The sequence below is a fragment of the Phyllobacterium ifriqiyense genome (assembly GCF_030817885.1).
In the GTDB taxonomy this organism is placed as follows: domain Bacteria; phylum Pseudomonadota; class Alphaproteobacteria; order Rhizobiales; family Rhizobiaceae; genus Phyllobacterium; species Phyllobacterium ifriqiyense.
On sequence record NZ_JAUSZT010000003.1, the window covers coordinates 2,078,527 to 2,095,420 of the forward strand.

Sequence of the window (16,894 nt, forward strand, 5' to 3'; positions counted from 1 at the left end):
CAACGCACTGAAAATAAAATGAATTTTCCTCGCCGCCGGTTTCGGGTGGCTGGCATTGGTGATCCATGAAAGCTTGGCCGTCACGAACAGGCGAAAGGTTTAAATTATGAAAATCCTCAATGGAAAAACGGCTATTATCACAGGTGCAAGTTCCGGCATCGGCTATGAAACAGCAAAGCTCCTGGCGAGCGAAGGTGCGAATATTGTTGTGGCGGCAAGACGTCAAAACGAGCTTGATAAGCTTGTTGCGGATATCGAAGCTGCGGGCGGCAAAGCGGTTGCTCTTGCGGGAGACGTTGCAGACGAACCCTATGCCAAGGCATTGGTGGAGCTGGCGGAGGACACATTTGGCGGGGTGGATATCGGATTTAATAATGCGGGTATCAATGGCGAGATGGGAGCGACCCCCGACATCACATTGAAAGGCTGGCAAGACACGCTGAACGTCAATCTCACAGGCGCCTTTCTGGGTGCGAAATACCAAATTCCGGCGATGCAGAAACGTGGGGCTGGTTCCCTGATTTTTACGTCGACCTTTGTCGGCTACACCGTGGGATTTCCCGGAACGGCTGCTTATGGCGCAAGCAAGGCGGGCGTCATTGGCTTGATGAAATCGCTGGCTGCTGAACTTGGACCGCAAGGTATTCGCGTCAATGCGATTCTGCCCGGCGGCACAAAAACAACAATGGCCAAAGCTTGGGTGGATACGCCGGAAAAACTCTCCTTTGTGGAAGGGCTGCATGCGCTTAAGCGAAGGGCAATGCCAGCGGAGATCGCTCGCTCTGTGCTTTATCTCGCTTCTGATGCGTCCAGTTTTACAACAGGCTCGGCCATGCTTGTCGATGGCGGCGTATCGATCAACCGCACGTGAAAACGAAAACGCGCGCCTTAAAGCGCGCGTTTTCACGGCGTCCGAAAATGACCGTTTTAAACGAACTGGCTAAGACCCGGAATTGAATTGACGACCTCGTCGACCGGGCCGCTTCCAGCCTTTTCACGTGCAAACGCAATGGTTTCCTTGGAAATGCCGCTGATTTCGCCCATGCCGAGACCAATGCCCATCAGCTTCGACCCAAGGCCCATAACGCCGGGCATAAGGCCGGAAAGCAACCCGCCGCTACCCTTGGCTTCAGCAATTGCCTCTTCGCTGCCGGGCACGCCAGCAATCAGCAGATCAACCTTATCGGCAGGGGCTTCCTTCTGCAAAAACGCCAGAATGAGGCCGACCGCCTTGCGCGCGGTTTCAGGGTCGGTGCCGACATTGGCGGTAATACGAGCGATAAGTTCATCCATAAGTGCAATCTCCCAACTGGCTTGAATTACGTTTACGTAATATGCGTGAAATTCATATCACACAAGTGTTCGTTTTCATCTGGGGCATGTTTTCAACCCTGCACAACTAAAATGCAATTGCAGGTGAAGATTCTCTTGCAGCGCTTGTTTTCCCGTAATCGTACCTAAAACCGCATCGGCATTGATGGGGACGCTCACCATTTTGTGCTTTTCTGTAACATCGACGTTCTGCCATTGTCGCACGGGATTTGGCTGTTTATACCATGGGTCAAGTGACGACAGTGACGAGGACAGAACGACATGGCCGCAGACAGTATTTTCCTTGGTGCAAGCCGCAAGCCGGATGACAGCTATAATCAGGCCGAGTCGTTATTGCTCAAATTCGGCAATCGCCATGGTCTGATCACGGGCGCAACCGGCACTGGTAAGACCGTCACGCTGCAAGTTTTGGCTGAAGGCTTCTCCGCAGCCGGAGTGCCGGTTTTCTGCTCGGACATCAAAGGCGATCTGTCGGGAATCGCAGCCAAAGGCGAGGAGAAGGATTTTCTCGTCAAACGCGCAGCTGACGTAAAACTCGATCCTTACACAATGGCTTCGTCGCCGGTTATCTTCTGGGATATTTTCGGCGAGCAGGGTCATCCGATCCGCGCGACTATTTCTGAAATGGGTCCGCTTCTTCTCTCGCGCCTGATGAATCTGACGGAAGCGCAGGAAGGCGTTTTGAATATCGCGTTCAAGATCGCCGACGAAGAGGGGCTTCTGCTTCTCGACATGAAGGACCTGCAATCGCTGCTGGTTAATATTGCGGAGCGGGCTGAAGAAATCTCGGCACGCTACGGCAATGTGACCAAGCCTTCGGTTGGAGCGATCCAGCGTTCGCTACTGGTGCTCGAACAGCAGGGCGGCACGAAGTTCTTCGGAGAACCCGCACTGAAAATCACCGATATTATGCGTACCGGAACCGATGGGCGGGGGCAGGTCAGCATTCTTGCAGCTGACAAGCTCATGATGAATCCGCGCCTTTACTCGACGTTCCTGCTTTGGCTGCTCTCGGAGCTTTTTGAAGAATTGCCGGAAATCGGCGATCCGGAAAAGCCGCGCCTGGTCTTCTTCTTCGATGAGGCCCACCTTCTTTTTAATGAAGCGCCCAAAGCTCTGCTCACACGCGTTGAGCAGGTTGTCCGGTTGATTCGCTCAAAGGGCGTTGGTGTCTTCTTCATCTCGCAGAACCCGCTGGACGTGCCTGAAACGGTGCTGGCACAGCTTGGTAACCGCGTGCAGCATGCTTTGCGCGCCTATACGCCGCGCGAGCAGAATGCCGTAAAGACGGCTGCCGATACATTCCGCGCCAATCCGGACTTCAACACATTCGAAGCAATCACCAATCTCGGCACGGGCGAAGCCCTGGTTTCCACGCTGGCTGAAAAGGGCGTGCCTTCCATGGTCCAGCGGACATTGATCCGCCCGCCATCGGGGCGCATCGGTCCGTTGAATATTGATGAGCGTCAGAAACTCATCAATGCCAGCCCAGTTGCCGGTATCTATGATGAAATGGTCGACCGCGAATCCGCCTATGAGCTTTTGCAGAAGAAGGCAGTGCAGGCGAAAACCGAAGAAGAGGCGCAAACGCAGCAGGCAGAGGCTGATAGTACAGGTGGCTGGAAGCTTCCCGATTTTCTCGGCGGTGAAACCAAGACCGGTCCGCGCGGTGGCCAGATCCGTGGTCGCCAAACTGTAGCGGAAGCCGCGATGAAATCCGTTGTCCGCTCCGTCGGCTCCTCGCTCGGACGCGCGCTGGTCCGAGGGATTTTGGGAAGCCTCAGCAAACGCTAGTTTCAACGCCTTCGGAATTCCGAACACGCGCAAAGATGGTGAGTGGGCGATTGCGCCCCTCCCGCGAACCCCTCCTGGGCCTGTGATAATGCTCGATTGCAGTAGTGCAGTTTTTTAACTGCTGAACACCGAGGCAGGACCTTAGCGTAACAGTACTGTCATCAGCATCCAAAAGGCCGATGGATTGCTCCATCAGCCTTTGTTTGAGCGGCATAAGCTTAAATAACGAGAATCGGCGTCTTGTTTGGAACGCGATCATAAAGATCGATGATATCCTGGTTGATGAAGCGCACGCAGCCTGACGAAACCGCCTTGCCGATTGTCCACCATTCCGGTGATCCATGCAGGCGGTAGAGCGTGTCCACGCCGTTCTGGAAAATATAAAGCGCGCGCGCGCCCAGTGGATTGTTCAGACCCGGCGCCATGCCACCATTTGCAGAGCTATATTGAGCCAATTCCGGCTGGCGGGCAATCATCTCATCCGGTGGAGTCCATTTGGGCCAATGGCGCTTCCACTGAACAATGGCGCGGCCTGACCATGCAAAACCCTCACGACCAAGACCAACGCCGTAACGGATGGCCTCGCCATTTTCGCGCACCAGATAAAGAAATTTTGTGTTTGTATCGACGACGATGGTTCCCGGCTGTTCGCCCGTGGGATCGCGCACGATCTGGCGCAGATAACGCGGGTCCATCTTTTTTACCGGTATGGCCGGTAGCTGGAAGCCGCCATCTTCGCGTGCTGAATACATGGCCTCATAGGAGCCCAAAGCCGGATCAACGTCAGTTCCGGGTCTTAGCGGATTGCCATAATCATCGACCTTGATGACCGGCATATCACCGCGGATCTGTGCACATCCTGCGAGGCCGGCTGCTGCAGTTGCAGTCATTGCCGTGAGGAAGCCGCGACGTGTAAGTGTGTTTTGCATCATTAAACCAGGTTGGTGGCGGGAAAGTTCAGCACGCAGTCACTATTGGTAACATGCTCTAAACGCACAAAGAATATGGCGATGAACCGTTAGCAATAGGGCATAAACAAGGCAAGCTCACAACTGTTGCGCGCGGGCAACAGAAACGCGGTGCATCCGCTGCTTTCTAAGCCTGTCTGATGATAAACACTTCGTGAGGAAAGGTGACTGCATTAATATTGTGCGTGGTTCGCGAACCACGCATCACATTAATGCAGTCCGTTTATTGGTGGGGCAGTCGATTACGGCTATTGACCTCAGCGCTAAATGGCTTTTCGTTGCTTCAACACAATCAGCATGAACGGAATCAGCATCATGGCAGTTAATTCAGCAGCGCAAACCGCAACCTGGACCTATGTCGACGGGGATTGGTATGAGGGAAACGTGCCGCTGATTGGTCCGCGCACCCATGCCATGTGGCTGGCTTCTACCGTGTTTGATGGCGCGCGCTGGTTTGAGGGCGTGGCGCCCGATCTCGATCTGCACTGCGCCCGCGTCAACACTTCAGCCATTGCCATGGGGCTGAAGCCGACGATGAGTGCCGACGAAATCGTCGGATTGACCCATGATGGCCTGAAAAAATTCGATGGCAAGACAGCGGTCTACATCCGGCCCATGTATTGGGGCGAACATGGCGGCTATATGGGCGTACCGGCCGATCCTGAGTCCACCCGCTTTTGCCTGAGCATTTACGAAGCGCCCATGCTTGAACCGACCGGCTTCTCGCTAAGCGTTTCGCCCTTCCGCCGCCCCACATTTGAAACCATGCCGACCAATGCCAAGGCCGGTTGCCTTTATCCGAACAATGGCCGGGCCATTTTGGAAGCGCGTTCGCGCGGTTTTGACAATGCGCTGGTTCTCGACATGCTGGGCAATGTGGCTGAAACGGCCAGCTCCAATATATTCATGGTCAAGGACGGGCATATTTTCACCCCGGCACCAAACGGCACGTTCCTTTCAGGCATTACCCGTTCGCGTATTATCGATGTTCTGGCTGACTATGGTTTCCGTACCACGCAGACGACGTTGACGGTTCAGGATTTCCTTCAGGCGGACGAGATTTTCTCCACGGGGAACCATTCGAAGGTTGTGCCCGTTATCAAAATTGAGGACCGTGAGCTGCAAGTCGGTCCGATAGCCCGCAAGGCGAGAGAGCTTTATTGGGAGTTCGCCCATGCCGGGCCGAAAATTTGACCCGATAATGCGTTCAAGCCGAAATATTGATCCGTTTCGCATTGCTCCCGAACAAATACGGACCTATGTAACCAAGGCAGGTTTTGTCAGGATAGGTCATCACCCGAACGGGCAGCCTATCCCGTCACAGATATAGATCGAAGAGGAGACTTCCATGGCTTTCGAATTGCCCGCACTGCCGTATGATTATGACGCGCTCGCACCCTTTATGTCCCGCGAAACGCTCGAATATCACCATGACAAGCACCACAAGGCTTATGTCGATAACGGCAACAAACTGGCTGCCGAAGCCGGTCTTGAGGGCCTTTCCCTTGAGGAAATCGTCAAGCAATCCTATGGAAAGAACGCTGGCCTGTTCAACAATGCCGGTCAGCATTACAACCATCTGCATTTCTGGAACTGGCTGAAGAAAGACGGCGGCGGCAAGAAGCTTCCCGGCGCTCTGGAAAAGGCTTTTGAATCCGACCTTGGCGGCTATGACAAGTTCCGCACGGATTTCATCGCAGCTGGCACAACACAGTTCGGCTCGGGTTGGGCATGGGTTTCAGTCAAAGACGGCAAGCTCGAAATTTCCAAGACACCAAACGGCGAAAACCCGCTGGTTCACGGCGCAACGCCAATTCTAGGCGTCGATGTGTGGGAACATTCCTATTACATCGATTATCGCAATGCCCGTCCAAAATATCTGGAAGCCTTTGTCGATAGCCTGATCAATTGGGACTATGTTGCCGAGCTTTACGAAAAAGCCAAATAAACCAGTTTAATAAACGGTCTGAAACGGCTCCGTTTATCGGGGCCGTTTTATTTTGAGCTGTCTGTTTTGGTTTGGCGAACCGCAACGGCAATTCAGCGCAAGCCTGAAATTACCAAATATCATCTTCCGGCTTCAGCGTAACCGAAGACCTTGCTTCGCCCGGTGTTCGGGAGAATCTGGGGACCGGTGCAGATTGCTGCTGGCCATCCACTTGAATATAGGTCTTGCGCGCCTGCATATGCGGGTGATGCGGTGCCTCGCTTAACGTCAACACCGGTGCGAAACAGGCATCCGTGGATTCGAGCAATGTGCACCATTCTGCCTGCGTTCGCATGGCAAAGATTCGGGTAAATTCCGCTTCAAGTTCGGGCCAGTTTTCATGGGCGTTCTGCAATGCCAGCCACCGTGTATCCATGCCCAGCTTTTCCAATAATTCGGCAAAGAATTTCGGCTCAAGCGCCCCGACAGCAATGTGGCGTCCATCATAACAGGCATAGCTGCGGTAATAGGGCGCCGCTCCGTTGAGAAGATTTCTGTCACGCTCCATGGAAAGGCTTGCCGTCGCTGCAAGCCCGGTAAAAAGGCTCATCAGGGATGAGACGCCATCTATAATCGCGGCATCGATAACCTGTCCTCTGCCTGAACTTTGCCGCTCGATCAGTGCAGCAAGAACACCGAAGGCCAGAAGCATCGACCCGCCGCCATAATCGCCAACCAGATTGAGTGGTGGCAGAGGAGGGCCGCTCGTGCCCATCGAAGCAAGCGCCCCCGCAAGAGCGATATAATTGATGTCGTGTCCGGCGGTCTGAGCGAGCGGGCCAGTCTGTCCCCAGCCTGTGATGCGGCCATACACCAGACGGGGATTGAGAGCTCGCAAAATATCTGGTCCAAGGCCAAGCCGTTCCATCACGCCGGGCCTATAACCCTCAATAAGCACATCCGCTTTTGCCGCTAGTTCGAGACACCGAGTGCGCCCCGAATCAGCACGTATATCCAATTGCAGAATGCGGCGTCCACGATCTTGAACGGGGTTGGGCCAGCCATTGCCTCCCAACCGTTCAATTCTCACAACATCTGCACCAAGATCTGCCAGAAGCATGGCGCAATGCGGAGCAGGGCCAAGTCCTATAAATTCCAGTACCTTAATGCCTGCAAGCGGACCTTGCCGTGGGGGCATATCTTCCATGAGTAGCCAGCCTCGGACGCGATTATTCGAGGCAGGTTGGCATTTTTAATGCCCAGTGGCCAGCGAGTCATCCGGCAAAAATTTTACGCCTTCGCCTTGCCATATTGGTTGTTCATCTGTCGTTCAGAGGATTAGACTTAAGTCTAATACCTTAGGGACTTTTAACACGCTGGATGCCCTCATTCTGAGAGGTGTTCACTGGAGGAACAATGAGAAAGCTGATTTCAGCAATTTGTGCTGTTGTTGATATCGGTTGGTACTCTGGGAACTGCGGGATCGGCCAGCGCCGCACCTGCAACGGTGCAAAGATCGATTGAAGCGACTGGAACCGGTGCTGACACGCTGGTTCAGAAGGTTGATCACCGCAGGTGGCATCGTCGTGATCGTTACGAACGCCGTTGGGATCGCCGCGATCGCTGGGAGCGCCGCCATCATCGCCGTTGGGACCGCCCGCATTATCGTCGATATGATCGGCCGTACTACCGCAGTTGGGACCGGCCACATTATCGCCGTTGGGACCGTCGATATGATCGCCCGCGCCACTATCGTCCGCATTATTACCGGACAGGCAACGCGCAGATCATCTTCGATCTGTAACCAGGCTCGCTGCGGCAACATGAAAAAAGCCCCTTCATCACAAGATGGAGGGGCTTTTTTGTGTGACCTGCTTTTCGAAGGCAATTTCAGGCAGCCGGTTGAATGGTTGTGGGCGTGGCCGCTCCTTGAAAAAGCCATCAAATCCATAAGAGGTGGGCCCATTGTAAAGATCTGGGGAATTCAACTGCATGGGCAATATAATCCTCTTCGGCGGCGAAAATCGTGAGCGCCTCGTTTCGGTTGCAAGTACGCAAGCCATCGCCGCTACGCTTCCGGAAGCGGACCTTTGGTTCTGGGGCAGCGACGGGATTATCCGAAGCTGCGAGCGGGACCATCTTATGGGGCATTCGCGCCCCTTTGAGGTCGATTTGCCAGCCATTGGCGAAGTTATTGGATCCATTGAAGACGCGATTGATCGCGCCGCTCAGGAGCATCGCGTGCTTATCCTTGGTTTGCACGGTGGCATGGCAGAAAATGGGGAATTCGCCGCTCTTTGTGAGACACGCGGTGCCAGATTTACCGGTTGCGGGTCCAAGGCCAGTCGACTGGCATTTGACAAGGTTGCCAGTAAGGAAGCTGTTGCCGTGCTTGGCATTGCAACTCCGCCAACCCTCTCGCTCGCATCTGCTGCCAACGATCTTGGCACTTATGGAAAGCTCGTAGCAAAGCCGGTAGCAGACGGATCGAGCTATGGTCTTTTGTTTGTGAACAACCCAGAAGACATTCATGAGCTCGAACAGGTGATGCAGAAAGAAGCCTACTTGATAGAGCCATTCATTGAGGGGGTAAACGCCACCTGCGGTATCCTGGAGCATGAGGGAGAACTGATCGCGCTGCCGCCGGTTGAAATCCGGCCCGCCGATGGCGTATTTGATTACGCAGCAAAATATCTATCGTCTCAGACAAATGAGCTTTGCCCTTCCACCTTTGACGAGAAGACCAATACATCGCTGCAAACATTGGCCTTAAAAGCGCACTCAGCCATTGGAGCGCGCGGCTATTCGAGAAGCGACTTCATCATCGCTGCCGACGGTCCGATCTTCCTTGAGATCAATACTCTGCCGGGCCTAACGAACGCCTCGCTCTTTCCTAAAGCTCTGGCGGCGCAAGGTATCAGCTTCAAAGAGTTTCTTCACGGACAAATCGAGATTGCCACTTCGGCCAGCGCATAAATGGGTTTTTACTGAAACCGCCAGCAAACGAAAATGTGATTGCGCTGTGCCCGTGCAATTCGAAAACTTTTGACTAGAGTGATTCCAAGCCCTTGAAGCCAAGTTTTTTATTAGCCACAAGAGTAGGACTCTATTCGATGAAAAGACTGATTGCTTTGTCTGCCGCGCCATTGCTGGCACTTGCAGTTTTTGCCACCACGGCAAGCGCCGATCCCATAGTCGACAGGCAAGCACTCATGAAGGATCAGGGAAAGGCAGTCGGAAGCATCGCTCCCATCGCCAAGGGAGAAAAAACCTTTGATGCCGCCACCGTCATGACAGCTTTGAAAAAGATCAATGACGATGCGCAGAAGCTTGATCCTGCCACCCTTTTCCCTGCAGGCAGTGATACAGGCGATACAACGGCTTCGCCGAAAATCTGGGAAGATAATGCGGCCTTTGTTGCTGCTATCGACAAATATAAAGCCGATGTGGCTGCCGCCGTTGCCGCTGATCCGAAAGACCTTGAAAGCTTCAAGACTGCATTCAATCAGGTGACGCAGAATTGCGGCACTTGTCATCAGGCTTTCCGCATAAAAAAGAACTGATTTTCCGGTGATGCGCCGGATTTTCAAATTCCTACTCAGCCTCCTGATCCTTGGCGGCGCAGGTTTTTGGTTGCTGTCTGCGCCAACTCGACTTGATGAGACAAAGCTGGCAGCCACCACGCCGGGCGATGCAACCCGCGGACAGAGCGTATTTTGGCAAGGCGGCTGCGCTTCCTGCCACGCCGCTCCGGGCGCGACTGGTGATGCCAGACTGGTTTTAAGTGGCGGCGAGGAATTGGTCACGCCCTTTGGCACCTTTGTGACGCCGAATATTTCGCCTGCCAATCAGGGAATTGCAGGCTGGTCGTTGTCTGATTTTGCCAATGCGATGACCCATGGTGTCTCACCGGACGGAAGACACTATTATCCTGCCTTTCCCTATACATCCTATGCTCGCATGCAATTGCAGGACATTGCCGACCTCTATGCCTTCATGAAGACTTTGCCGCCCTCGGAAAATGTTGCAGGCCCGCATAAGCTGAGCTTCCCTTTTACCGTGCGGCGCGGCATTGGCCTGTGGAAACGGCTTTACCTGTCCGATCAGCCGGTGCTGACGATTGCCAATGCAACTGATGCGATCAAGCGCGGCCAATATCTGGTCGAAGGCCCTGGCCATTGCGGCGAATGCCATACACCGCGCAACGCCATTGGCGGACCTGATAAGACATTGTGGCTTGCGGGTGCCAAGGCGGCGGAAGGCAAGGGTGTAGTGCCTAATATTACCGGCGGCGAGGGCGGTATTGATTCCTGGTCGGCGCAGGATATCGCCTATTCGCTCGAAAGCGGATTCACGCCTGATTTTGATTCGCTGGGTGGATCCATGGCCGATGTGGTGCAGAACATGTCCCATCTGCAACCGTCTGACCGGGATGCGATTGCCGCCTATCTGAAAGCTATTCCAGCCCATGCGAATGGCTATCCCGCCGCGCAGTGATTTGCCGGCGACATAAGATTTACTTATGCCAGGCCTTGGAAATCGTTGCTTGCAGCGTGCCTAATTGTGTCATCCATTGGCGGCCTCTACAGCGATAGGAGCGGCAGCCAGAGCAATGTTTTCCAAATCAGCGCGTAATTACTGCCTCGTTTTATTTATGCTCAGCGGTCTTAGCTCTGCAGCGTTGGCACAGGGTACCGTATTTTCCGAACGTCCAGGCTTGGCCGGACCGGAGGAGATGCCCAAACAAAATGCATCGTGCGAAGGCCTGGCGGCAATAATTGCCGGGCTTGAAACACCTGAAGGCAATCGCATCGATCTATGGGCTTCGGGGCCTCTCACCTATATTCATAGCGATGAAGCCCTTTGGTATCTGGCGATATGTCCGCAATCGGGCGTGCAGGTGATGTGCATCACCTATTCAGATAACGGGATGAAACTTGGAGATAATATTCTCATTCGCGGCGGCATGAGAATATTGGATAAAACCCATATCGTCCTCGATCCGTGCCTTGCCTCACGCGAAGAATAATACGTCGCGGCGACATTTGGCTGGAATGATTATCGCCGCTTGCAACCAATGAGCACGGAATTTCCATCGGTATATTTGCTGCGCATCGTGTAGAGCCAGCCCTGGCATTCCTCCATGGATCCAAAGCAGCGTTGGAAGGATACCGTTGTCTGGTCATCACCAAAGGAAATCATCGGATTGTCCGTGGTCCCGCTATAACGGCCAAAGACTATACCCGAGCCAATTGGCGGCGCGTTGCAGCGTTCACCGGCATATTCGCTGACATTCTTGCGAATGGCAGCTTGTGCTGGCGTGATGCCTGCGGACAAAAGTGTAGGCTGAATGGCGACGGCCATTCCAAACATCAAAATCTGAGTCATGCGCTTCATTCTAATTCTCCTATGCGAAACCAGTCGATCGCGCTGCGGGCAGGGTTCAACTATATGCCATTCATGGCGAGACTACAGCCAATTCCTTTATGCCTGCCTCTTATTTAATTAGTATTGACTAATGAATTAGTATGCGCTAATGGTTTGGCATGATAGAAGCAGATCTTATAAACGCCGTCATGCGCGCATTGGCCGATCCCACAAGGCGGGCCGTATTTGAACAGGTTATCGAGAACCAGGAAATTACTGTTGTCGAGCTCACGCGCGGCAGCGGCGTGACGCAAGGCGCTATTTCACAACATCTCAAGACACTCAAGCAGGCCGGTCTGGTCGCTGAGCGTCCCGAAGGTCGAAAAGTTTACTACCGCGCTCAGCCGGAAGGGCTTGAGCCACTCGTCAACTGGATGGACCATTATGGTGTCTTCTGGCGCGAGCGTTTTGCCAATCTTAGAACATTGCTGAAGGAAATCGATCCATGAACGAAGCAGCATTAAAGCCTGATACGCAAAAAATAGTGGTGGACGAGATTTTTCCGCATTCGCCGGAAACAATCTGGAAAACATTGACCACTGCGAGTTTGATGGGACGCTGGTTGATGATTCCGTCCGGATTCGAGCCCGTGGAAGGCAAACACTTCACCTACAAAACCACGCCAGCGGGCGCTTGGGATGGCACCATCCACTGCGAAGTGCTTGAGGTAAAGCCGTATGAGCGCTTTTCCTACGCCTGGAAAGGCGGGCATAGCAGTAATTCCGGATATGGCTCACAGCTCGACACCGTGGTCACATTCATCCTGTCCAAGGGTGAAAGCGGCACGCGCCTGCGTCTTATCCATTCCGGCTTCGTCCTGCCGAAAAACGACAGCGCGTTCAAGAGCATGAGCGAAGGTTGGAAGAAAGTGATCGAGAATATCGGCAGCATTGTCGACGGGAAGGACTGACGCAACCGCGTCGTCATTGATCTAGTGCTTATTGGGAGAGAGTTATGAGCAAACCTTACACAGGCGGATGCGCCTGCGGCGAAATTCGCTATGAAATAAGCAGCGCACCCATCTTCGAAAACCACTGCCAATGCCATGATTGCCAGAAACGAAGTGGGACCGGGCATGGCTCTTACCTGACTTTCGTCAATAGAGCCGCTATGAAAATCACCGGCAAAGCGAGCACATGGAATGTCGCAGGCGATAGCGGGATCGAAAAGATTCACGCCTTCTGTCCGACCTGCGGAACGCTTGTCTATTTGAACTCGGTAGCAACGCCGGACATGGTCGCTGTCCCCGCGACCAGCCTTGACGATCCAAGTCGGTTCAATCCGCAGGTGGTCACTTACGCCATCCGCGGCCTTGCGTGGGACACGATCGATCCTTCGCTAACGAAATTCGAACAGATGCCGCCCATGTGAAGGCAGCCGGTATCGGCAAGGCTTCACATGTGGCGTATCCAGGTTTGCCTTTGGTCTTAAGCTTCGACCTTACCAACCAATTTCAAGGCAAAGGCCTGCGTATAGGCAACTTCCTCCAGCCTTGAAAAACGCCCGGAAGCGCCTGCATGCCCGGCATCCATATTGATACGGAAAAGCACCGGATTATCGTCGGTCTTGAGCTCGCGTAGCTTGGCAACCCATTTTGCCGGCTCCCAATAGGTGACGCGCGGATCTGTCAGGCCTGCCACGGCAAGGATCGGCGGGTAAGCCTGTGCCGTGACATTATCGTAAGGCGAATAGGATGCCATATAGGAGTAGTCGGTTGCCGAGGTAATCGGATTGCCCCACTCCGTCCATTCTGGCGGGGTGAGGGGCAGGGTGTCATCAAGCATTGTATTGATCACATCAACAAAGGGTACTTCGGCGATGATGCCGCCAAAGTTCTGTGGTGCCATGTTGACAATGGCACCCATCAGCATGCCGCCTGCAGAACCACCTTGCGCTATGATCCGGTCATGACTGGTGAAGCCTTCCGCAACAAGATGTTCGGAGGCAGCGATAAAGTCCTTGAACGTATTCAGCTTATTGAGGCGCTTGCCGTTTTCATACCAATCATAGCCCTTATCCTTGCCGCCGCGAATATGGGCAATGGCGTAGATGAAACCGCGATCTGCCAGTGAAAGGCAGTTGGTATTGAAGCTGGCCGGAATGCTGTGGCCATAAGAACCATAGCCGTAAAGCAGCGCAGGGGCGGAGCCATCCAACTTGGTGTTCTTGTGATAAACGATGGAAACCGGAACAGTTTCGCCATCATGAGCGGGCGCGAGAAGGCGGCGGGTTACATAGTCGTCCGGATTGTGGCCGGATGGCACTTCCTGCGTTTTAAGCAATGAACGCTCGCGTGTCCGCATATTATAGTCGTAAAGCTGCGTCGGCGTCGTCATCGACGAATAGGAAAAGCGGATCACCTCGGTGTCATATTCTGGGCTGCCGGAAAGGCCGAGCGAAAAGGCTTCTTCATCGAATGCAATGGCATGTTCTTCACCGGTCTGGCGGTCACGAATAACAATTCGAGGCAAACTATTTTCGCGCTCAAGCCAAACCAGGTGATTCTTGTAGGCTGAGTGTCCAAGCAGCAGACGTCCCGCCTTGTGGGCAACGACTTCTTTCCAATTGGCTCTTTCCGGCGTTGCCACCGGAACGCTCATGATTTTGAAATCCTTGGCGCCATCAGCATTTGTGAGGATGTAGAAAACATCGCCGCCTTCGGTCAGGCTATACTCAACGCCGGGTTGACGTTCCGCGACAAGCTTTGGCTCAGCGGAAGCATCATTTGCCGGGATCAGCCAAACTTCAGAGGTCTCGTGATCGTGAATATCAATGAAGATAAAATCATCAAGGGAACTGCCCCCAACACCCAGAAAGAAACCCGGGTCCTTTTCCTCATGAATCAGGCGGTCTTGGCTCTCCGACGTTCCAAGCTTGTGAAAGAACAGGCGGGAAGGGCGATGATTGGCATCAACGCGCGTATAGTAGAAGCCGTCCGATTGCGCGTTCCAGACGCCGCTGCCTGACGTATCGCTGACAGTTTCGGCATTATCCTGCATTGTCTCGAGATCGCGCACTTTCAGCGTATAATATTCAGAGCCCTTGTCGTCGACGCCCCAGATCAGCTTGGTGTGGTCGGGCGAATGATCGGCAGAGCCAAGGCTGAAATAGGCTTTGTCCTGTGCTTCGAGATCACCGTCGAGCAGCATTGTCTGCTCGCCGCCATCGCGTGGTGTGCGGAAAAAGCGTGGATGCTGGCCGCCGGTCTTGAACGAGGTTCCATAGGCATAGGGACCGTCCTTGGAGGGCACAGACGAATCATCCTCCTTGATGCGGCCTTTCATTTCTTCAAACAGCTTGGCCTGCAATGGCTTGGTATCGGCCATAAGCGCCGATTGATAGGCATTTTCCGCCTCTAAATGGCTGCGGATTTCCGGTTCCAGCGTCGATGGATCACGGAAGACGTCCTGCCAGTTTTCCGCACGCATCCAAGCGTAATCATCCACACGGGTAATGCCATGACGGGTATCAGAAACAGGCTTCTTTTCGGATTTTGGAACGGGATGAGCGGAAAAGCGTGGCGAATTCGTCATGGAGAACTTTCAAAGGTTGGCGATAAGGTCCATCTCGCAGCCCGGCACGATTTTCCGGGCTGCAACGCAGATTTCATATAAGCCGGTATCGCGTCAATGCGGCTTTAGTTGATAGTTGGACAGATTAAATGGAAGCGTTCGGCCCAGTGGTTCGCACTAGGCCTGGTCAAAGACCAAGGCATTGCCATTCATGCAGTAACGCAGGCCCGTGGGAGCGGGCCCGTCCGGAAAAACATGACCAAGATGGGCATCGCAATCAGAGCATTTAATCTCCGTGCGGAGCATGCCATAGGACCGGTCTTCCACAGCAATCACTGCGTCAGGTTCGATTGGATTTGTAAAACTTGGCCAACCTGTACCGGACTCATACTTTGCTTCTGACTTGTAAAGCGGGCGATCACAGCAAACGCACTTATAAACACCTTTGAGTTTACTATCGAAGTTCGGACTGGAGAATGCGCGCTCCGTTCCATGGTTTCGCGTAATTTGATACTGTTCCGGTGTTAACTGCTCACGCCATTCTGCATCAGTTTTTACCACTTTGAACGTTTTTGTATTCATTTTTTGTTCCTTTCAATGCAAATGTAAGCATGAACACTGCACTCCACAACATCCGTTATTATAGAATGCTTTGCGTGAAACGTTATATTCCTCATTTTTGCCATTTTTTGTATTAGTTATATAGGTAAATTCTCGAATGCGCGTCGTCGGCAGGTGCGTGCATTCGTTGAGTGGGGTTAGTATGGCTTCTTGGCGCGATTGGTGGTTAATCTCTGAATTTGATGTCGTTTGAAATATTTCTTTTGTAAATGAAGTATTGATTTGACAAATTCACCAAAATCCGAAAAAGAGGATCGCCAAAGGCGTCGGAAAACAGAGCGCCCTAGAGCTTTATATTGGTGTTTTTTAACTCCCCTCCCGATATTTCAAATTAGACGAAGGAATTGGACTTTAATGACCACATTCGACAATTCAAACTCCACGGCCAGCGATGTTTTGCTTGAGCTGACGGCTGAATTGGTTGCTGCCTATGTCAGCAATAATTCTGTACCGGCCGGCGATTTGCCGACGCTCATCGCCGAGGTACATTCAGCGCTTGGTCGCGTTAACGGTGGCTCAGAGGCGGTTGTTGCTGTTCAGGAAAAACCAAAACCTGCAATCAACCCAAAGAAGTCCGTTGCAGATGACTATATTGTTTGCCTCGAAGACGGCAAGAAGTTTAAATCACTGAAGCGTCACCTGATGACTCATTATAGCCTGACGCCAGAACAGTATCGCGAGAAGTGGGATCTTGATCCTTCCTATCCGATGGTCGCGCCAAACTACGCAGCAGCTCGTTCGCGCCTTGCCAAGAATATGGGTCTTGGTCGTAAGCGCAAGAAGGCCGCTTAAGACCGATATTCGGTCGGGTGGTAAGAGTTCAACTCCTGCGGAAAGCCAATAGATCACATTTTTGAATGGGTCTGATGGCAAGCGGATGCGGGAGGCTAGATTGCACTCCCACTATTGGAACTGACTATTTGGATTTGAAAAACGGCGCCTTGGGCGCCGTTTTTGTTAAATGGCCATTTTTGGCTTTGCCTGACCCTGCAACCTGTCCAACGCCTGTTTCAGACCAATGTGGCGATTGAGATCATAACTCCAATGCCCACTTGTTCCCTTGAGCCGTTCGCGCTCTATGAGCCGTATCAGACGCCGGCACATATGAACTCGGCTCGCCTCATCTTTTCCAGGCAATTGGTCGAGATCAATATTACAAAATATTTGCAGGGCTAAACGTTGCCGGGCCTCGCCCGCGGTGATTTCCTTGGCCGCCAGAAACGCGCCACGCTCTTTCTTCAACTCGCATATCGACATTGGACCACTCCTTTCAGTGTGGCCGGTATTATGGTGGATTGGCAGTGATGTAGGAT

The 16,894-nt window shown here is 53.1% G+C and carries 20 protein-coding genes; 13 read left to right on the plus strand and 7 right to left on the minus strand.

What is annotated here, in order from left to right:
- Positions 1-106 precede the first annotated feature (106 nt).
- On the plus strand, positions 107-871 hold the full coding sequence (locus QFZ34_RS17670) for an SDR family oxidoreductase (protein WP_307283548.1): 765 nt from the start codon (positions 107-109) through the stop codon (positions 869-871).
- Positions 872-927: 56 nt separating this feature from the next.
- On the opposite strand, the gene QFZ34_RS17675 is transcribed toward QFZ34_RS17670, so the two are convergent.
- Positions 928-1,293 carry a DUF2267 domain-containing protein gene (locus QFZ34_RS17675; RefSeq protein ID WP_115051976.1) on the minus strand — a complete coding sequence of 122 codons (366 nt, stop codon included), beginning with the start codon at positions 1,291-1,293 and terminating at the stop codon, positions 928-930.
- Between the two features lie 300 nt (positions 1,294-1,593).
- Here QFZ34_RS17675 and QFZ34_RS17680 point away from each other — a divergent pair, with 300 nt between their 5' ends.
- Positions 1,594-3,126 (plus strand): helicase HerA-like C-terminal domain-containing protein, encoded by a 1,533-nt coding sequence (locus QFZ34_RS17680; protein WP_307283554.1) that lies wholly within the window; start codon positions 1,594-1,596, stop codon positions 3,124-3,126.
- Positions 3,127-3,344: 218 nt separating this feature from the next.
- Here QFZ34_RS17680 and QFZ34_RS17685 read toward each other — a convergent pair whose 3' ends face one another.
- On the minus strand, positions 3,345-4,055 hold the full coding sequence (locus QFZ34_RS17685) for a L,D-transpeptidase (protein WP_115052201.1): 711 nt from the start codon (positions 4,053-4,055) through the stop codon (positions 3,345-3,347).
- 354 nt (positions 4,056-4,409) lie between these two features.
- Between QFZ34_RS17685 and QFZ34_RS17690 the strand changes: the two genes are divergently transcribed.
- Positions 4,410-5,288 (plus strand): branched-chain amino acid aminotransferase, encoded by an 879-nt coding sequence (locus tag QFZ34_RS17690; RefSeq protein ID WP_307283557.1) that lies wholly within the window; start codon positions 4,410-4,412, stop codon positions 5,286-5,288.
- Between the two features lie 154 nt (positions 5,289-5,442).
- Positions 5,443-6,042, plus strand: a complete 600-nt coding sequence (locus tag QFZ34_RS17695; protein WP_115051974.1) for a superoxide dismutase — start codon at positions 5,443-5,445, stop codon at positions 6,040-6,042.
- Between the two features lie 109 nt (positions 6,043-6,151).
- Here the strand turns inward: QFZ34_RS17695 and QFZ34_RS17700 are convergent, their stop codons facing one another.
- Positions 6,152-7,228, minus strand: a complete 1,077-nt coding sequence (locus tag QFZ34_RS17700) for a CaiB/BaiF CoA transferase family protein (RefSeq protein ID WP_307283563.1) — start codon at positions 7,226-7,228, stop codon at positions 6,152-6,154.
- 313 nt (positions 7,229-7,541) lie between these two features.
- Between QFZ34_RS17700 and QFZ34_RS17705 the strand changes: the two genes are divergently transcribed.
- The 5 genes from QFZ34_RS17705 to QFZ34_RS17725 all read left to right on the plus strand — a co-directional run bounded on the left by QFZ34_RS17705 (position 7,542) and on the right by QFZ34_RS17725 (position 11,050).
- A complete protein-coding gene (locus tag QFZ34_RS17705; RefSeq protein ID WP_307283566.1) occupies positions 7,542-8,051 on the plus strand; it encodes a hypothetical protein in 510 nt (169 codons plus the stop codon).
- The gene (locus QFZ34_RS17710) at positions 8,014-8,997 is read left to right on the plus strand and encodes a D-alanine--D-alanine ligase family protein (protein ID WP_307283569.1); all 984 of its coding nucleotides are present in this window, start codon (positions 8,014-8,016) and stop codon (positions 8,995-8,997) included. The genes QFZ34_RS17705 and QFZ34_RS17710 overlap by 38 nt, the downstream gene beginning before the upstream one ends.
- A gap of 137 nt (positions 8,998-9,134) precedes the next feature.
- Positions 9,135-9,584 (plus strand): c-type cytochrome, encoded by a 450-nt coding sequence (locus tag QFZ34_RS17715; protein ID WP_307283572.1) that lies wholly within the window; start codon positions 9,135-9,137, stop codon positions 9,582-9,584.
- A 10-nt stretch (positions 9,585-9,594) separates the two neighbouring features.
- On the plus strand, positions 9,595-10,518 hold the full coding sequence (locus tag QFZ34_RS17720; RefSeq protein WP_307283575.1) for a cytochrome c: 924 nt from the start codon (positions 9,595-9,597) through the stop codon (positions 10,516-10,518).
- Positions 10,519-10,756: 238 nt separating this feature from the next.
- Positions 10,757-11,050, plus strand: coding sequence for a hypothetical protein (locus tag QFZ34_RS17725; protein ID WP_307283578.1), 294 nt, complete (start codon positions 10,757-10,759; stop codon positions 11,048-11,050).
- A gap of 29 nt (positions 11,051-11,079) precedes the next feature.
- Here QFZ34_RS17725 and QFZ34_RS17730 read toward each other — a convergent pair whose 3' ends face one another.
- Complete coding sequence (locus QFZ34_RS17730; protein ID WP_307283582.1) at positions 11,080-11,418, minus strand: metallophosphoesterase; 339 nt, start codon at positions 11,416-11,418, stop codon at positions 11,080-11,082.
- Positions 11,419-11,567: 149 nt separating this feature from the next.
- Here QFZ34_RS17730 and QFZ34_RS17735 point away from each other — a divergent pair, with 149 nt between their 5' ends.
- The 3 genes from QFZ34_RS17735 to QFZ34_RS17745 are packed head-to-tail and all read left to right on the plus strand — an operon-like array spanning position 11,568 to position 12,819.
- Positions 11,568-11,897: an ArsR/SmtB family transcription factor gene (locus QFZ34_RS17735; protein WP_307283586.1), complete on the plus strand. Its 330-nt coding sequence runs from the start codon at positions 11,568-11,570 to the stop codon at positions 11,895-11,897.
- The gene (locus QFZ34_RS17740; RefSeq protein ID WP_307283590.1) at positions 11,894-12,358 is read left to right on the plus strand and encodes an SRPBCC family protein; all 465 of its coding nucleotides are present in this window, start codon (positions 11,894-11,896) and stop codon (positions 12,356-12,358) included. The genes QFZ34_RS17735 and QFZ34_RS17740 overlap by 4 nt, the downstream gene beginning before the upstream one ends.
- 44 nt (positions 12,359-12,402) lie before the next feature.
- A complete protein-coding gene (locus tag QFZ34_RS17745; RefSeq protein ID WP_307283594.1) occupies positions 12,403-12,819 on the plus strand; it encodes a GFA family protein in 417 nt (138 codons plus the stop codon).
- 56 nt (positions 12,820-12,875) lie between these two features.
- On the opposite strand, the gene QFZ34_RS17750 is transcribed toward QFZ34_RS17745, so the two are convergent.
- Together QFZ34_RS17750 and msrB are read right to left on the minus strand one after the other, a co-directional pair.
- A complete protein-coding gene (locus QFZ34_RS17750; RefSeq protein WP_307283597.1) occupies positions 12,876-14,981 on the minus strand; it encodes a S9 family peptidase in 2,106 nt (701 codons plus the stop codon).
- Positions 14,982-15,137: 156 nt separating this feature from the next.
- Entirely contained in the window at positions 15,138-15,542 is a 405-nt protein-coding gene (gene msrB, locus QFZ34_RS17755) for a peptide-methionine (R)-S-oxide reductase MsrB (protein WP_115051962.1), read from the minus strand.
- Positions 15,543-15,935: 393 nt separating this feature from the next.
- On the opposite strand from msrB, the gene QFZ34_RS17760 reads away from it, so the two are divergent.
- Positions 15,936-16,373, plus strand: coding sequence for a Ros/MucR family transcriptional regulator (locus tag QFZ34_RS17760; protein WP_115051961.1), 438 nt, complete (start codon positions 15,936-15,938; stop codon positions 16,371-16,373).
- 165 nt (positions 16,374-16,538) lie between these two features.
- Here the strand turns inward: QFZ34_RS17760 and QFZ34_RS17765 are convergent, their stop codons facing one another.
- Positions 16,539-16,838: a cytoplasmic protein gene (locus QFZ34_RS17765; protein ID WP_307283601.1), complete on the minus strand. Its 300-nt coding sequence runs from the start codon at positions 16,836-16,838 to the stop codon at positions 16,539-16,541.
- Between the last annotated feature and the right edge of the window lie 56 nt (positions 16,839-16,894).

Coding starts and splice junctions, on each gene's coding strand:
- QFZ34_RS17670 (WP_307283548.1), top strand. CDS start 107: ATGAAAATCCTCAATGGAAAAACGGCTATTATCACAGGTGCAAGTTCC.
- QFZ34_RS17675 (WP_115051976.1), bottom strand. CDS start 1,293: ATGGATGAACTTATCGCTCGTATTACCGCCAATGTCGGCACCGACCCT.
- QFZ34_RS17680 (WP_307283554.1), top strand. CDS start 1,594: ATGGCCGCAGACAGTATTTTCCTTGGTGCAAGCCGCAAGCCGGATGAC.
- QFZ34_RS17685 (WP_115052201.1), bottom strand. CDS start 4,055: ATGCAAAACACACTTACACGTCGCGGCTTCCTCACGGCAATGACTGCA.
- QFZ34_RS17690 (WP_307283557.1), top strand. CDS start 4,410: ATGGCAGTTAATTCAGCAGCGCAAACCGCAACCTGGACCTATGTCGAC.
- QFZ34_RS17695 (WP_115051974.1), top strand. CDS start 5,443: ATGGCTTTCGAATTGCCCGCACTGCCGTATGATTATGACGCGCTCGCA.
- QFZ34_RS17700 (WP_307283563.1), bottom strand. CDS start 7,228: ATGGAAGATATGCCCCCACGGCAAGGTCCGCTTGCAGGCATTAAGGTA.
- QFZ34_RS17710 (WP_307283569.1), top strand. CDS start 8,014: ATGGGCAATATAATCCTCTTCGGCGGCGAAAATCGTGAGCGCCTCGTT.
- QFZ34_RS17715 (WP_307283572.1), top strand. CDS start 9,135: ATGAAAAGACTGATTGCTTTGTCTGCCGCGCCATTGCTGGCACTTGCA.
- QFZ34_RS17720 (WP_307283575.1), top strand. CDS start 9,595: ATGCGCCGGATTTTCAAATTCCTACTCAGCCTCCTGATCCTTGGCGGC.
- QFZ34_RS17725 (WP_307283578.1), top strand. CDS start 10,757: ATGCCCAAACAAAATGCATCGTGCGAAGGCCTGGCGGCAATAATTGCC.
- QFZ34_RS17730 (WP_307283582.1), bottom strand. CDS start 11,418: ATGAAGCGCATGACTCAGATTTTGATGTTTGGAATGGCCGTCGCCATT.
- QFZ34_RS17735 (WP_307283586.1), top strand. CDS start 11,568: ATGATAGAAGCAGATCTTATAAACGCCGTCATGCGCGCATTGGCCGAT.
- QFZ34_RS17740 (WP_307283590.1), top strand. CDS start 11,894: ATGAACGAAGCAGCATTAAAGCCTGATACGCAAAAAATAGTGGTGGAC.
- QFZ34_RS17745 (WP_307283594.1), top strand. CDS start 12,403: ATGAGCAAACCTTACACAGGCGGATGCGCCTGCGGCGAAATTCGCTAT.
- QFZ34_RS17750 (WP_307283597.1), bottom strand. CDS start 14,981: ATGACGAATTCGCCACGCTTTTCCGCTCATCCCGTTCCAAAATCCGAA.
- msrB (WP_115051962.1), bottom strand. CDS start 15,542: ATGAATACAAAAACGTTCAAAGTGGTAAAAACTGATGCAGAATGGCGT.
- QFZ34_RS17760 (WP_115051961.1), top strand. CDS start 15,936: ATGACCACATTCGACAATTCAAACTCCACGGCCAGCGATGTTTTGCTT.
- QFZ34_RS17765 (WP_307283601.1), bottom strand. CDS start 16,838: ATGTCGATATGCGAGTTGAAGAAAGAGCGTGGCGCGTTTCTGGCGGCC.